The 13,607-nt window shown below is 73.2% G+C and carries 12 protein-coding genes; 5 read left to right on the top strand and 7 right to left on the bottom strand.

Going from position 1 to position 13,607, the window contains the following annotated elements; genetic code table 11:
• Positions 1-858, bottom strand: a complete 858-nt coding sequence (locus ACZLKG_RS09055) for a glycosyltransferase family 2 protein (protein ID WP_425709342.1) — start codon at positions 856-858, stop codon at positions 1-3.
• A gap of 119 nt (positions 859-977) precedes the next feature.
• Between ACZLKG_RS09055 and ACZLKG_RS09050 the strand changes: the two genes are divergently transcribed.
• Together ACZLKG_RS09050 and ACZLKG_RS09045 are read left to right on the top strand one after the other, a co-directional pair.
• Entirely contained in the window at positions 978-1,877 is a 900-nt protein-coding gene (locus ACZLKG_RS09050) for a right-handed parallel beta-helix repeat-containing protein (RefSeq protein WP_463648550.1), read from the top strand.
• A gap of 39 nt (positions 1,878-1,916) precedes the next feature.
• Positions 1,917-3,152 carry a glycosyltransferase family 4 protein gene (locus ACZLKG_RS09045; RefSeq protein ID WP_425709344.1) on the top strand — a complete coding sequence of 412 codons (1,236 nt, stop codon included), beginning with the start codon at positions 1,917-1,919 and terminating at the stop codon, positions 3,150-3,152.
• Between the two features lie 67 nt (positions 3,153-3,219).
• Here ACZLKG_RS09045 and ACZLKG_RS09040 read toward each other — a convergent pair whose 3' ends face one another.
• Positions 3,220-3,798: a Rossmann-fold NAD(P)-binding domain-containing protein gene (locus ACZLKG_RS09040; RefSeq protein WP_425709345.1), complete on the bottom strand. Its 579-nt coding sequence runs from the start codon at positions 3,796-3,798 to the stop codon at positions 3,220-3,222.
• 149 nt (positions 3,799-3,947) lie between these two features.
• Here ACZLKG_RS09040 and ACZLKG_RS09035 point away from each other — a divergent pair, with 149 nt between their 5' ends.
• Complete coding sequence (locus ACZLKG_RS09035; protein ID WP_425709346.1) at positions 3,948-4,595, top strand: NADPH-dependent FMN reductase; 648 nt, start codon at positions 3,948-3,950, stop codon at positions 4,593-4,595.
• Positions 4,592-6,226, top strand: coding sequence for an MFS transporter (locus ACZLKG_RS09030; protein ID WP_425709347.1), 1,635 nt, complete (start codon positions 4,592-4,594; stop codon positions 6,224-6,226). Before ACZLKG_RS09035 ends, ACZLKG_RS09030 begins: the two co-directional genes overlap by 4 nt.
• Before the next feature lie 122 nt (positions 6,227-6,348).
• Here ACZLKG_RS09030 and ACZLKG_RS09025 read toward each other — a convergent pair whose 3' ends face one another.
• From ACZLKG_RS09025 to ACZLKG_RS09010, 4 genes are all read right to left on the bottom strand, one after another.
• Positions 6,349-9,573: an AfsR/SARP family transcriptional regulator gene (locus tag ACZLKG_RS09025; RefSeq protein WP_425709348.1), complete on the bottom strand. Its 3,225-nt coding sequence runs from the start codon at positions 9,571-9,573 to the stop codon at positions 6,349-6,351.
• Positions 9,574-9,610: 37 nt separating this feature from the next.
• Positions 9,611-9,895: a hypothetical protein gene (locus ACZLKG_RS09020; protein ID WP_425709349.1), complete on the bottom strand. Its 285-nt coding sequence runs from the start codon at positions 9,893-9,895 to the stop codon at positions 9,611-9,613.
• Positions 9,892-10,455, bottom strand: coding sequence for a hypothetical protein (locus tag ACZLKG_RS09015; protein ID WP_425709350.1), 564 nt, complete (start codon positions 10,453-10,455; stop codon positions 9,892-9,894). Before ACZLKG_RS09015 ends, ACZLKG_RS09020 begins: the two co-directional genes overlap by 4 nt.
• Before the next feature lie 130 nt (positions 10,456-10,585).
• On the bottom strand, positions 10,586-11,491 hold the full coding sequence (locus ACZLKG_RS09010; protein ID WP_425709351.1) for a LysR family transcriptional regulator: 906 nt from the start codon (positions 11,489-11,491) through the stop codon (positions 10,586-10,588).
• Here ACZLKG_RS09010 and ACZLKG_RS09005 point away from each other — a divergent pair.
• A complete protein-coding gene (locus ACZLKG_RS09005) occupies positions 11,406-12,326 on the top strand; it encodes an alpha/beta fold hydrolase (protein ID WP_425709352.1) in 921 nt (306 codons plus the stop codon). The genes ACZLKG_RS09010 and ACZLKG_RS09005 overlap by 86 nt on opposite strands.
• A gap of 88 nt (positions 12,327-12,414) precedes the next feature.
• Here the strand turns inward: ACZLKG_RS09005 and ACZLKG_RS09000 are convergent, their stop codons facing one another.
• Complete coding sequence (locus ACZLKG_RS09000; protein ID WP_425709353.1) at positions 12,415-13,485, bottom strand: tartrate dehydrogenase; 1,071 nt, start codon at positions 13,483-13,485, stop codon at positions 12,415-12,417.
• Between the last annotated feature and the right edge of the window lie 122 nt (positions 13,486-13,607).

Genomic DNA, 13,607 nt, shown 5'->3' with positions numbered 1-13,607 from the left:
TCAGAGGTAGAGCACGCGGTGCCGGACGCTGCCGTCGACCCGACCCGCGGCGCCGGCGGCCTGCTCCACCCACCACCAGCGCAGCCGGGGGGAGAACGGGACCCCGGGGAGCGCGACGGCCAGGCGGGCCCAGCGACCGGCCACCCCGACCAGGCGGGGTTGCGGCATGCCCTGCGGGCCGTAGTCACGGAACAGGCGCCCGCGGGACTGGTTGGCCTTGAAGGCCTTCACCGCCACCGACCGGAGCGTGGAGCGGTGCCGGTAGTGGACCACGGCGTCGGGGGCGTAGCCGAGGCTGAACCCCGCCAGCTGCAGCCGCCAGCAGAACTCGGTGTCGTCCGAGCCGTACGTGTAGTCCTCGGCGAAACCGCCGACCGCCTCGAAGGCGGAGCGACGGACTGCCAGGTTCGCGCTGATCGACCTCGGGAGGAACCCGGCGACGACCGGGAGACGGTCGGGATGCCGGGGCATGTAGCCGGGCCGCTCGCCGTTGAGCAGGTCGTTCTCGATGCCGCCGCCGACCGCGTCGTGCTGGTCCAGGGCGGCGATCATGGCGCTCACCCACCCCGGGGACACCTGGTCGTCCGCGTCGCAGAACAGGAGCAGGTCGGCCGAGGCCTCGGCGGCCCCCCGGTTCCGCGCCGCGCTCGTGCCGGGGCGCTCGGCCGTGACGACCCTCAGCGGGAGGGTGGCGGCGAAGGACTCACAGACCTCGACGGTCTGGTCGGTGGAGCCGTTGTCGACGACGACGACCTCCCAGTCGGCGTCGATCTCCTGGCGGGCGAGCGCACCGAGCTGCGTGCCGATCGTCCCGGCCTCGTTCAGTGCCGGGATGATCACACTGGCCACAGGGTCCACGACGGCGAACGTAGCAGCCTCCGGTCGGCGGACCGTTGACCCCGGACTTGCGGCACGCTTGACTAGGTGGTAGGCCCAGCGCGTCCGGGCCGACCGAGGTCCGACCCCAGGGAGCCGACATGGCTGCTTCGCATCGACGAACGGGTGGGCTTCTGGCCGTCACCACCGCCCTGTTCCTGGCCGCGTGCTCGTCGTCCGACGCGCCGGTGGAGCCGCAGGCCGTGCCCGACTCCGCAGAGGACGTCGCTGTCGACGCCGAGCCGGAGATCCCGCCGCCGACGCGGGCCGACTTCCCCGACGAGACGACGACCGGTGTGCCCGAGGGGATCGAGCTGGAGGAGTCCGGATCACTCACGATCGACGAGGACGGAGCGGTCGTCGAGGGCCTGGAGATCACGGGGACGGTGACGGTCGAGGCCGACGACGTGACGATCCGCAACACCCGGATCCTCAACACCGGACACTTCCCGATCCGGGTCTCCGGCGGCAGCAATCTCGTGGTCGAGGACTCCGAGATCGACGGCCAGGGTCGCGCTGATGCCGCCGTCGCGTTCAGCAGCTACACCCTGCGCCGGGTGCACATCCACAACGTCGCCGAGGGGCCGCGCATCGCCGGCAGCAACGTGACCATCGAGGACTCGCTCATCCACCAGCTGGTCCAGGTCGGCGACAACCATACCGACGTGATTCAGGTCGTCTCCGGTAGCGGCATCGTCATCCGGGGCAATGCGCTCGAGGTCTACAACCCGGAGCAGGACGTGCTCGGCAACGCGGCCTTCATGTACGGGGAGGACGACGGACCGGTGACCGACTGCCTCGTCGAGGGCAACTACCTCAACGGCGGCAACTACACCGTCAACGGGGGAGGGGGCGGGACCGACGGCGCGGCGTGCACCTTCCGCGACAACGTGCTCGGACCGGACCACAACTACGGAGCCGTCGCCAACCTGGGGCCCCAGAGCGACTGGGACGACTCGAACCTCTGGATCGACACCCACGATCCTGTGCGCGGCGGCTGAAGGGCTGCCGCCGGCCGCCCCGGTGCGTCACAATTCCGTATGGGAGTTCACGAGGCGAAGAAGCGCGTGCTCATCATCGTCCAGAACCTGCCGGTCCCGCTGGACCGCAGGGTGTGGCTCGAGTGCCAGGCGCTGCGCGACCACGGCTACACCGTGAGCGTCATCTGCCCGAAGGGGCCGGGGGACCCGGCACGGCACGACGTGGACGGCGTGGCGCTGTACAAGTACCGGCCGGCGCCCGAGGCGAAGGGGGCCGCGGGGTTCGCGTACGAGTTCGCCTACTCCTGGCTCCGGACGGCCTGGCTGAGCCTGCGGGTCCGTCGCGAGCGCGGCTTCGACGTCCTGCAGGCGTGCAACCCGCCGGACACCTACTGGTTGCTCGCCCACCTGTGGAAGATGCGCGGGGTCCGGTTCGTCTTCGACCACCACGACCTGAACCCGGAGCTGTTCCTCTCGCGGTTCGGCAGCCCGAGGTCGGTGGCTGGTCGGATGCAGCTCGCCGCGCTCAGGTGGCTCGAGCGCAGGACGTTCCGCACGGCCGACCACGTGATCTCGACCAACGAGTCCTACGCGGAGATAGCCCGACGTCGCGGCGACGTGCCGCAGGACCGGGTGAGCGTCGTGCGCAGCGGTCCCGACACGACGCGGATGCGGCCGACCGCTCCGACGGTCGACGTGCGCCGCGGCGCGGACCACCTGCTCGTCTACCTCGGGATCATGGGGCCGCAGGACGACGTCGACGTCGTCCTGCACCTCATGGACGAGCTGGTCCACCGCCGAGGTCGGACGACGGTGCGGGCCGCGCTCCTCGGCTTCGGGGACAGCCTCGACGACCTCCGCCGGCTCAGTACGGAGCTCAACCTGGATCCGTACGTGGAGTTCACCGGGCGGGTGGGGCCCGAGGAGATCGGGCAGTACCTCAGCCAGGCCGACGTCGGGATCGGGCCGGACGGGGCGACCCCGCTCAACGAGCTGTCCACGATGAACAAGACGATGGAGTACATGGCCTTCGCCCTGCCCTCGGTCGCCTTCGACCTCAAGGAGACCCGGGTCAGCGGTGCCGACGCGGTGCTCTACGTCCCGGACGGCGACCTCCCTGCGATGGCGGACGCGGTGGAGCGGCTGCTCGACGACGATCGGCTCAGGTCGGAGATGGGCGCGCGTGGCCGCGAGCGGGCCGTCGCGGTGCTGGACTGGCGGCCGCAGCGGGAGTCCTACCTGCGTGCCATCGACCGGGTCGCCGGCCGGGAGCCCTCGACGGTGCCGACCGCCTAGGAGGCTGCCGACCCAGGTGCTGCCCGGGTGAGGGGCGTGGGCACCGCTCGTCACGACCGCCACCCGCTCAGGGGCGGTGCTCCCACGGGTCGACCTGCCCAGCGAGCGAAGGCCGGCCGTCCCCGTCCCACGCCCGGACTGCGGCCCTCGAGATCTCCTCGTCGGTGAGCCAGCGGGCTCCCCTCTCGTCCAGGTGGTAGCCGAGGAACAGGTGCCGTGCCCGCCACGGACGCGCCGCACAGCCGTCGTCGTTCGCCATGACCTCCCGGGGGTCCGAGGCTGCGCTGCCCCAGACCTGCAGGACGGTCGCGCCCGGCTCGAGCAGACCCTCGAGCTGGTCCAGGACGGCCTGCCGGTGGGGCGAGTGCACCCAGACGATCGCGCCCAGGATCGCGCCGGACGCGACGCCTCGGCCGAGCAGCTCGGTACGGATCGCGTCGCCGAGCGCCTCGGGCCGGCGCCAGTCCGCCTCGACGGGAACGTACTCACCGGGGCCGTCCCCGACCGGAGCCCCGCGCGCGGGGCGGCGTGCCACCGCCAGCACCCCGTGCCCGCGCCCGATCAGCTCGTGGCCCGCCCGGCGGAGCATCCCGGTGCCCCCGACGACCAGGACGTACCGGCCGTCCGGGCCGCGTCCGTTCAGCATCTGCTGTCCTCCTCGTCCCCGGTGAGCTCGACCGTAACCGTGGGGCAGGAGCCCTCCGGCCGGGCCGCAGCCTTCCCGCAACCCTGAGACAACCCTCCGTGGCCAGGGTCGATGTCGACCGAGACACCCGAACCAGGAGGAGGCGCTCCATGGCTGTCCAGCTCGACCACGATCAGCACTCCCGCACCCGATCCGCGACGGCGGCGCACACCGATACGACCACGCAGGTCGCCGTCGTCGTCGGCAGCGTCCGCACCGACCGCTTCTGCACGGTGCCTGCCGGCTGGATCACGGAGCACGTACGCAGGCGGGAGGGGCTCGAGGTCGACCTCATCGACCTGGCCGACCACGACCTGCCCGTCGACGTCGGCTCGACGGCCCCGGAGGTGCCCGAGACCGTGGGCCGCCTCGGAGAGAGGCTGGCGCTCGCCGACGCGTTCATCGTCGTGACGCCGGTGTACAACCGCTCCTACCCCGCGTCGCTGAAGAACGCCATCGACCGCTTCTACACCGAGTGGCAGCTCAAGCCCGTCGGCTTCGTCTCGTACGGAGGAATCACGGGCGGCCTGCAGGCCGTCGACGCGCTGCGCGGGGTGTTCACCGAGTTCCATGCCGTGACCCTGCGGGACTCGATCGCCTTCGCGAACTTCTGGGAGGCGTTCGATCACGACGGCTTGCCGCTCGACGCCGCGGGGACCGACCGGCTCGCCGCAGGCCTCCTCGACCAGCTCGCCTGGTGGGCCACCACGCTGCGCGAGGCGCGGACGGCCCGCCCCTACCCGTTCGATACCGCGTGAGGTCGGCACCGGCGGGCACCACGTGGCGGCACTGGGCCGCGCTCGTCATGCTCGGCCTGCCGGTGGTCATGATGGCCACCGACTTCACCGCCCTCTTCCTCGCGCTGCCGGCGGTGAGCGCGGACCTGGCGCCGAGCTCGACGCAGTCGCTGTGGCTGGTGCACATCGGCGAGCTGGTCGCGGCGGGCACGCTCGTCACCATGGGCTGGCTCACCGGCCGCCTCGGCCCCCGCGTGCTCGTGCTGATGGCACTCGGGCTCTACGGCGCGGCGTCGGCGCTGGCCGCCTACGCCCCGACCGTGGAGGTGCTGCTCGTCGCCCGGGCCCTCATCGGGGTGGCGACGGCGGCGACGACCCCCGCGGTGTTCGCCATGGTGCGCTCGATGTTCACCAGCGCCGAGCATCGTGGCATCGCCTTCGCCGTCGTGATGGGCGCCTTCCCCGTGGGCGGAGCACTCGGGCCACCGTTCACCGGCGCGCTCCTGGAGTACTTCTCGTGGGGCTCGGTGTTCCTCGTCAACGTCCCGGTGGCCGTCGTCGCTCTGGTCGGCGGGCTGTGGCTCTTCCCCGGCGGCCACGAGCGGACCACCGACCGGATCGACATCACCAGCGTCGTGATGTCCATGGCTGCAGTCATGCTGGTCGTCTACGGCCTGCAGGAGATCGCCGACCGGGGCGTCACCGCCACCCACGCCGCGGCCGTCGGCGGGGGACTGGTCCTCGGTGCGCTCTTCGTCCGGAGGCAGCGGCGCCTGACCGACCCGCTGCTCGACCTCGGTCTGTTCGCGGTTCGGCTGCTGCGTCGGTTGGCGATCGCCTTCCTGCTCATCCAGGTGGCGTTCTTGACGATCGATCTCGTGCTGGTGCAGCACCTGCAGATCGTGCTCGGGATACCGACCGGCACGCTCGGGCTGATGCTCGCGGCCCCGGGGGTCGCGGCGATCGTCGCGACGGCCGTGACGCCGTTGCTCACCCGCAGGTTCACGCCGTCGGCGGTGATGGTCGCCGGTATCGGCACCGGCCTTGTGGGGCTGGGGTTCATCCTGGTCGCCCTGACCGTGGTTCCGTCGCCCGCGGCGTTCACCGCGGCGCTGTCGATCGTCGCCTTCGGCTCGAGTCCGCCCATGGTGCTGGGGGCACAGCTGATGGTCACGTCCGTGCCGATGCGGAAGTCCGGTCCGGCCGCCGCGCTCCAGGACGTCAGCGCGAGCCTGGGCGCCGCGACCGGGATCGGGGCCCTGGGCAGTCTGGCGCTCGGCATCTTCGGTCGCAGCCTGAGATCCGGGGCGCCCGAGGGCCTGTCCCCGGCGCACCTGGACGCGGCGACCGAGGGCCCCGGTGTTGCGGTCGCCGTCGCCGACGGGATCGGTGGCGCGCTCGGCGGCGACCTGCACGCGGTGACCGAGGACGCCTGGGCCCACGGCACGACGGGGTCGGTGGTGGCGGCACTCGTCGTGGCCGCCGTCCTGCTGGTGCTGGTCGCGCGGGGACTGCGCGGGGTGCGCCTCCCTGCGGAGGACGAGCCCGACGGCCTGCCGGTGGCGCCACCGAGCGAGCGCGGCGATGCCCCGCCGCCGGCCGCGCCGGCCGTCCGATCACCGGTGGCCACGGACGACACGGGTGGCGACTGACGGCGAGGCGGCGCGTCGGCGGGGCGTGGCTGGCTCGGCTCGCCGTCCGCCGGGCACCGTTCGTCGTCCGCCGGGGACCGTTCGTCGTCCGCCGGGCACCGTTCGTCGGGCGTCAGGTCACGTCAGAAGATCGCCGTGAGCTGCCGGCCGGTGTCGATGGTCCGCCCCCGTGCGGCGGCGGCCTCCACCTGGTCCGCGGGAATCTGTTCGACGAGGCGTGCGTGTGTCCGAGACAGGTCCCGCGTCGCCGGCGCGGAGAGGGGTACGCCGCTCCGGTCCCGATGGGCGGCGGCCGTGCCGAGAAGCTCGGCGGCGAACGCGGCGTCGCCGCTCTCGGCGCGCACGGCGGCCGCCAGCTCCAGGACGCCGGCCACCACCGGGACGTCGGTCGAGGGTGGCAGCAGGTCACGCACGGTCGCGAGGTCCTGCTCGGCACGAGCGAGGTCCGCCTGCTGCACCGCGAGGAAGCCGCTCTCGAGATGCGAGCCGACGGCGTGCGTGATGTCGACGCCGCCCCGGGACAGCCAGCGCTCCAACGCGGTACGGGCAGCCGGCAGGTCCCCCTCGTAGCGAGCGAGCATCGCGGCGGCGCCGTCCGCGAAGAGGGAACCGCGCTGGTACACCGTGTCGGCGGCGAACGTCCTGGCCCGGGCGAGGTGTGCGTGTGCCGTGGTCACGTCCCCGGAGCGCAGGGCGGCCGTCGCCGTGGCGCTGAAGTACTCGGACGCCTGGCCCCAGAGTCCGTGGTCGAGGGAGAGGCGCAGCGCCTCGCGGGCGGCCTCACCGGCCCGGACGTGGTCGCCGCGAGCCTCTGCTGCACGGTGGTCGAGGGCCACGACCTGCGACAGCCCGTACCCGTCGCCGAGCTCACGCAGCACGGCCCCGGCATCGCGCCCGTCGGGCAGGCCGCGTGGCTCGTCGAACGAGCTGGCGACGAGGAACCAGTCGCGCTGGCTCGCGGCGACTGCCATGTCCCACTCCTCGCCGGCGTCGGCGAGGACGCCGATGGCCTCGTCGACGTGCCGCTCGCCGTCTGCGCGCAGGCCCAGGGACAGCAGGGTGATGCCGGCGAACCACTGCGCTCGCGCCCGGGCCGGCCCGTGGCCGGAGAAGAGCTCGAGCGCCTCGGCCACCATGCGGGCCTCCTCGCCGGGGTGGCGGCTCAACTGCATGGAGGTCGCGTAGGACATGGCGGCGGCGTAGCCGTCGTCCCGTGGTCCGGGCAGGTCGACGGCCCTGAGCAGGTCGTCGCGCAGGCGGGTGTGACGCCCGGCGAGCCAGTGGTGCCAGAACGTCGCCACGCCGATGGCCACGGCGCTGGCACCGTCGCGACGTCGCGTGGCCTCGTCGAAGGCATGGCGCAGCTGTGTCCTGTCGGCGTCGATCAGGGCGAGCCAGCGCTGCTGGTCCGGGCCCCGGAGCCGGCGGTCGACCTCGCACGCGAGCGTCAGGTAGTGGTCCAGATGGCGACGGGCGACGCCGTCGCGCTCGCCGGCCTCGTCGAGCTTCTCTCCCGCGAAGGCCGAGATGGACTCCAGCAGCCCGTACCGCATGCCCGTGGGTGTCGGCGTCGCTCTGACCATGCTGGAGTCGACCAGGCCGATCAGGACGTCGACGACCTGCGCGACGTCGCCCGACCGGCCGGCCGCCGGGCCGGCGGTCCCGGGGGCGGCACCTCCGCAGATCGACTCGGCCGCCTCGAGCGTGACCGTTCCGGGATGGACGGCGAGCCGGCGCAGCACCGTCCGCTCCGCGTCGTCGAGGAGGGACCAGCTCCAGCCGATCGTCCCGCGCAGCGTCTGCTGCCGCCGGGGCACGCCTCCGCCGGGACGACGCAGGAGCTGGAGCCGGTCGCTGAGCCTCTCGAGCAGCTCGTGCACGGTGATTCCCCGGATCCGGCTCGCGGCCAGCTCCAGCGCGAGCGGGAGGCCGTCGAGGCGACGGCACAGCTCGGTGATGACGACCCCCGCATCCTCGTCCACCACGAGGCCCGGGTCGCCGGCCCGGGCGCGTGCGACGAAGAACCGCGCCGCGTCGCTCAGCACCTCGCCGTCGCCCGGCTCGGTGCTCAGGGTCGCGACGTCGTACCGCCGCTCCGCGGGAAGACCGAGGGGCCGCCGGCTGGTGGTGAGGACCTGCACCTGCGGGGCGCGCGCCAGGATCTCGCCGGCGAATGCGGCGGCCTCGTCCACGACGTGCTCGCAGTTGTCGAGCACCAGCAGCCCGGAGCGCGCCCCGAGTGCGGCCACGACGAGATCGATGGCGCCGCCGCCGGCCTCGCGCCCGGACAGGTCGAGCACGGTCGCTGCCAGCATGGCGAGCCGCTCTCCCGTGGGCGGCTCCCCGTCGCCGGAGCGGGACAGCTCGGTGAGGTCGACGAACCAGGCGTCGCCGTCGGTGTGCGCCTGGTGTCTGCGCGCCCCGTGCAGCGCGAGGCGGGTCTTGCCCACGCCGCCGATCCCGGTCAGGGTGACCAGACGGGCGGTGGCCAGCAGCGAGGCGATCCGACGGGTCTCCTCGCGCCGACCGATGAGAGGCTCCGTCTCGGCGGGCAGGTGCGAACGGGATGCCCGTGGGGCGGCTGCCGCCGGCGACGTCGCCAGCGAAGGGTCGTGGCGCAGGATGCGCTGGTGCAGCGTGCGGATCTGCGGCCCCGGATCCAGGCCGAGCTCGACGCTGAGGTGGTGGCGCAGCGCCTCGAAGGCACCGAGCGCCTCCTCCTGCCTCCCTGCCTGGTACAGCGCGCGCATCAGCGCGGCGACCAGGCGCTCCCGCGCGGGGTGGGTCGCCACGGTGCTCGTCGCCACGTCGATGCCCTGCTCGGGCGTACCGGTCTCGGTCAGCGCCTCCACGAGCAGCTCGACGGCGTCCGCGCGGGTGCTCGAGAGCTCGGCCACCACGGGCGCCAGCCAGAGGTCGTCGGCGAGATCTCCGTACGGTTCGCCGCGCCACAGCGCCAGGGCCTCGCGGACCTCGGCCACCTGACGGCGGGACGGACCCAGGTGGCGGGCGCGCTCGATCGCGCGACGGAACCTGCCGGCGTCGACCGCGTCGGGGTCGAGGTCGAGGACGTAGCCCGCCGGGGTGTGCCGCAGGCGACGGCGGCCGTCGGTCTCGGCCCGGTCCAGTGCGGTACGGAGGCGGGAGAGCTTGGATCGCAGGGCCTTGGGCGGGGCGGCCGGGAGGCGGTCACCCCAGAGCCGGTCGATCAGCGTGTCGGCGGTGATCGGTCGCCCCTCGGAGGCGACCAGCGCCGCGAGGACGGTCCGCAGCTGGCGCTCGGTCAGCTCGACGGCCCGGCCGGCATCGGTGCGGAGCCGAATCGGGCCCAGCACGTCGACCTGCATGTGGCGACTCTACGGGCCCTCAGGCCCTGTGCCGGGCTCAGTGCCAGCCGTCGAGAAGGAAGTAGCAGCCGACGGTCGTCACGACGAAGAAGGCGAACATGACAATGGTCAACCAGGCGTTGACCTCGGGGACGTCGTCCGGGTCGTCGTCGAGATGCTCGAGGTCGTCGAGGTCCGGGTGGTCGACGTCCTCGCGCCGCTCGAGGTCGTCCGGTCGGTCGGGGTCGTCGCGCGGGTCACGGCCGGGCGCCCCGTCGCCGATCTCCTCGGACGTCACGGGGACGGCGTCGTGCCGCCGGCCCGCCTCGCGCCGCGCGCTCATGCCGACACCAGGTGCGAGACGTCGGCGACCAGCCCGACCGCCAGGACGAGGAACACGACGGCGATGAACCACGTGTACATCCACCGCCCCTTGTGGTCCGTCGCCCAGAACCTGCGCAGCGCGGCGATGCCGGAGACGACCGCCACCGCGCACAACGCGATGCCGACCGGTGCCGCGAGGACGCCGGCGATGCTCAGCAGGGGGACGAGCACCGGGATGAGCACGTAGGTGACGACGCAGCGGATCGCCGACACGAACAGTGACAGCCGCAGGCGCCGGTGCGCCGCCGCGTCGAGGTTGCGGTTCGTGCGTCGCACGCGGAGCAGGCGGCGCATGAAGCGGTCCGCCGCGGTCTCGCGGGAGTCCACGGGGTACGCGGGCGTGGTTCCCGACGGCGCAGCGCCCGCGGGCGTGGCCACCGGCGATGACGACGCCGCTCGCGAAGGTCCGACTCCCGACGACGCCGCTCGCGCGGGCCTGGGCAACGGGGCGGTCGCCTGGACGTCCGGCGCGACGGCGGGGGCACCCGTGGCGGTGCCCGCCTCGATCCCGGTGCTCACGCGCTGTCCCCTCTCGACGTCTCGGTGCTGCCCGCCAGCGTACCGCCCGCTCGGGGACCGGTCGGGCGGCGGTGGCCACGGTCGTCCACGCACGTTCGTCCGCCGTCCGCCGTCCGCCGTCCGCCGTCGGTCAGCCGGCCAGGGGCGCGCACCGGCTCGCGAGCCCCCGGCGCAGGTGCTCGACGGCGGCGCGCACGCGCGCCGGTGCACGGCCACCGGCGGCGTGCAGCGCGACGACGTTCGCCTCCGGCGTCGGGACGTCTGCCAGCACCTGGATCAGGGCCCCGCTGCGCACGTGCTCAGCGACGTCCCAGGTGGACCGCATGGCCAACCCGGCGCCGTCGAGGCACCACTGCGTGACGGCGAGCCCGTCGGTGCAGGTGAGCGGCCCGCTCACCGGGACGACCACCTCGCGCCCGTCGAGCTCGAACTCCCAGCCGTCGCGCTCGCCCTCGTGGACCACGAGGCACGCGTGACGGGCGAGGTCGTCGACCGTGGCCGGGGTGCCGTGCGCAGCCAGGTAGTCGGGGGAGGCGACGACGATGCGCCGGTTCGGCAGAAGCGGCGCCAGCTCGAGCGTGGAGTCCGGGACGCGGCCGACCCGGACAGCGAGATCGAAGCCCGGCAGCGAGGCTCCCAGGGGCAGGCTGGACAGCTCGAGGCGGATCTCCAGCCCCGGGTGGAGCGTGTGGAGCTCGCGCAGCAGCGGAGCGAGGTGCGCGCGACCGAGCCCCACGGTGCTGATGACGCGCAGCGGTCCCGCGAGCGTGGCCGTGTCCGGGTGCAGCGACTCCTCGAGGTCGCGGACGGCCTGCAGGAGCTCGGCGCCGCGCTCGGCGTAGCGCCGCCCCTCGGCAGTGGGCTCCAGGCCGCGTGCGCGCCGGTGCGCCAGCGGCGTACCGAGCCGCTCCTCGAGCCCGCGGAGTCGCCGGCTCACGGCCGAGACGGACATGCCCCAGTGGCGGGCCGCCGCGGTCATCGTCCCGGCCGAGGCCAGGACGGCGAAGAACTCGAGATCGTCGACGTCCGCCGCCACGTCCGACCCCTTTGCCTCGTGCGCAAGCACCGTGTGCGGAGACCGCGCTGTCGTATCGCTGGAGGCAACCCTAACCTCGAGGTTGCGGGCGGTGCCCGTGCCGAGTCCACGAGCGAAGGAGCCCCGCGGTGTTCGCCGACTTCTCACCCCTGGACCTCACCCGGGCCCCGACCACGCGGCGTACAGCAATGGGGAGATGGCGCGCGACGCCGTCGAGCTGATGTCCGCGCTCGGGCACAAGCGCTTCGCGGTAGCCGGTCACGACCGCGGCGCACCCGTGGCCGCCCGGCTCGTCGTGGACCACCGGGGACGGGTGAGCGCTGCGATGCTGCTCGACGTCGCGCCTACGCTCGACATGTACGAGGCCACCGACCGCGACCTCGCGAGCGCGTACCGGCACTGGTTCTTCCTCATCCAGCCCGCCCCGATGCCGGAGGCGCTGGTCGGCGCCAACCCCCGCGGCTACGTCGAGGGTGTGATGGGCGCCCGGCACGCCGGCCTCGGGCCGTTCCCGCCGGAGGTCCTCGACGAGTACGTCGCGTGCCTCGACGGCGAGAGCAACGCGTCCGGGCCCGCCAACGACTCCCGCGCGGCGAACGGCATCGACCTCGAGCACGACCGCGCGGACCGGAAGGCCGGGCGCCGGACCTCCGTGCCGCTACGGGTGCTGTGGGCGAGGCACGGGGTCGTCGGGCGGCTCTTCGGCCCGCTCGCCCTGTGGGACCAGGTCGCCGAGTCGATCTCGGGCCGCGCCGTCGACTGCGGGCACTACCTGCCCGAGGTGGCACCGGTGCAGGTCCTCGCCGAGATGCTGGACTTCTTCGGCCGGACCTGACCAGCTGCAGGAGGTCGCCGAGCTGGACCTCAGCACGGTCGAGCTCGAAGCGGCGCGGTCCAGCTCGGCGCCGGTAGTGCCTGCCGGGTCAGCCCTGCGCGACGCGCTCCGCGATCGCTGAGCCGAGCTGCGCGGTCGTGGCCGTGCCTCCGAGGTCCGGGGTGAGTGTCTCCGCCTCGGCGATGACCCCCTCGAACGCCTCGACCACCGCTGTGCCCGCCTCGGTCTCGCCGAGGTGGTCGAGCATCATCGCGGCGCACCAGATCTGTCCGATGGGGTTGGCGAGGCCCTTCCCGGCGATGTCCGGGGCCGATCCGTGGACCGGTTCGAACAGGGACGGGAACGTGCGCTCGGGGTTGATGTTGGCGCTCGGGGCGATGCCGATGGTGCCGGTCGTGGCGGGGCCGAGGTCGGAGAGGATGTCGCCGAACAGGTTCGACGCGACGACGACGTCGAACCAGTCCGGGTGCAGCACCACCTGGGCGGTGAGGATGTCGATGTGGAACTTGTCGACGTCGACGTCGGGGTAGGACCTCGCCATCTCCGCGACCCGCTCGTCCCAGTACGGCATGGTGATGGAGATGCCGTTGGACTTCGTGGCCGATGTGAGGTGCTTCTTCCGCTGCTGCGACAGCTCGAACGCGTAGCGCAGGATCCGGTCGACGCCGGTACGCGTCATCACGGTCTCCTGGACCACGGTCTCGCGGTCGGTGCCCTCGAACATCTTCCCGCCGATCGACGAGTACTCGCCCTCGGTGTTCTCCCGGACCACGAGGTAGTCGACGTCGCCGGGCGCGCGGCCCGCCAGCGGCGAGGGGATGCCCTCGAGCAGCTTGACGGGGCGGAGGCTGACGTACTGGTCGAAGTGCCGGCGGAACTGGAGCAGCGAGCCCCACAGCGAGACGTGGTCGGGGACGATCTCCGGCCAGCCGACGGCGCCGAAGAAGATCGCGTCGAACGTGCGCAGGGTCTCGAACCAGTCGTCCGGGAGCATCTGTCCGTGCTCCTGGTAGTAGGCGGCGCTGGCGAAGCCGAAGTCCTCGAGCTCGAGCGTGAGGCCGAAGCGCTGGGCCGCCGCGCGCAGGACCTTGACGCCCTCGGGGACGACCTCGGTGCCGATGCCGTCGCCGGGGACGACTGCGATCCGGTAGGTGCTCATGGGGTCCTCGTCGCTGCCGGTCCGGCGGGGCCGGGTGCCGCGCCGCTGTGCCGCCCACGGTAGGGGGACGGCGGCGCCGGCGTCGTGACGCGGGAGGAAAGGCCGGGTTGCGCGCGGCGCAA

The sequence above is a fragment of the Georgenia sp. Z2081 genome (assembly GCF_055326445.1).
Note: the sequence above shows the minus strand (reverse complement) of the source record. Positions and strands in the feature narration are given on the sequence as shown.

Coding starts and splice junctions, on each gene's coding strand:
- ACZLKG_RS09020 (WP_425709349.1), bottom strand. CDS start 9,895: ATGAGCGCGCGGCGCGAGGCGGGCCGGCGGCACGACGCCGTCCCCGTG.
- ACZLKG_RS09040 (WP_425709345.1), bottom strand. CDS start 3,798: ATGCTGAACGGACGCGGCCCGGACGGCCGGTACGTCCTGGTCGTCGGG.
- ACZLKG_RS09000 (WP_425709353.1), bottom strand. CDS start 13,485: ATGAGCACCTACCGGATCGCAGTCGTCCCCGGCGACGGCATCGGCACC.
- ACZLKG_RS09035 (WP_425709346.1), top strand. CDS start 3,948: ATGGCTGTCCAGCTCGACCACGATCAGCACTCCCGCACCCGATCCGCG.
- ACZLKG_RS09005 (WP_425709352.1), top strand. CDS start 11,406: ATGCCCCAGTGGCGGGCCGCCGCGGTCATCGTCCCGGCCGAGGCCAGG.
- ACZLKG_RS09050 (WP_463648550.1), top strand. CDS start 978: ATGGCTGCTTCGCATCGACGAACGGGTGGGCTTCTGGCCGTCACCACC.
- ACZLKG_RS09045 (WP_425709344.1), top strand. CDS start 1,917: ATGGGAGTTCACGAGGCGAAGAAGCGCGTGCTCATCATCGTCCAGAAC.
- ACZLKG_RS09025 (WP_425709348.1), bottom strand. CDS start 9,573: ATGCAGGTCGACGTGCTGGGCCCGATTCGGCTCCGCACCGATGCCGGC.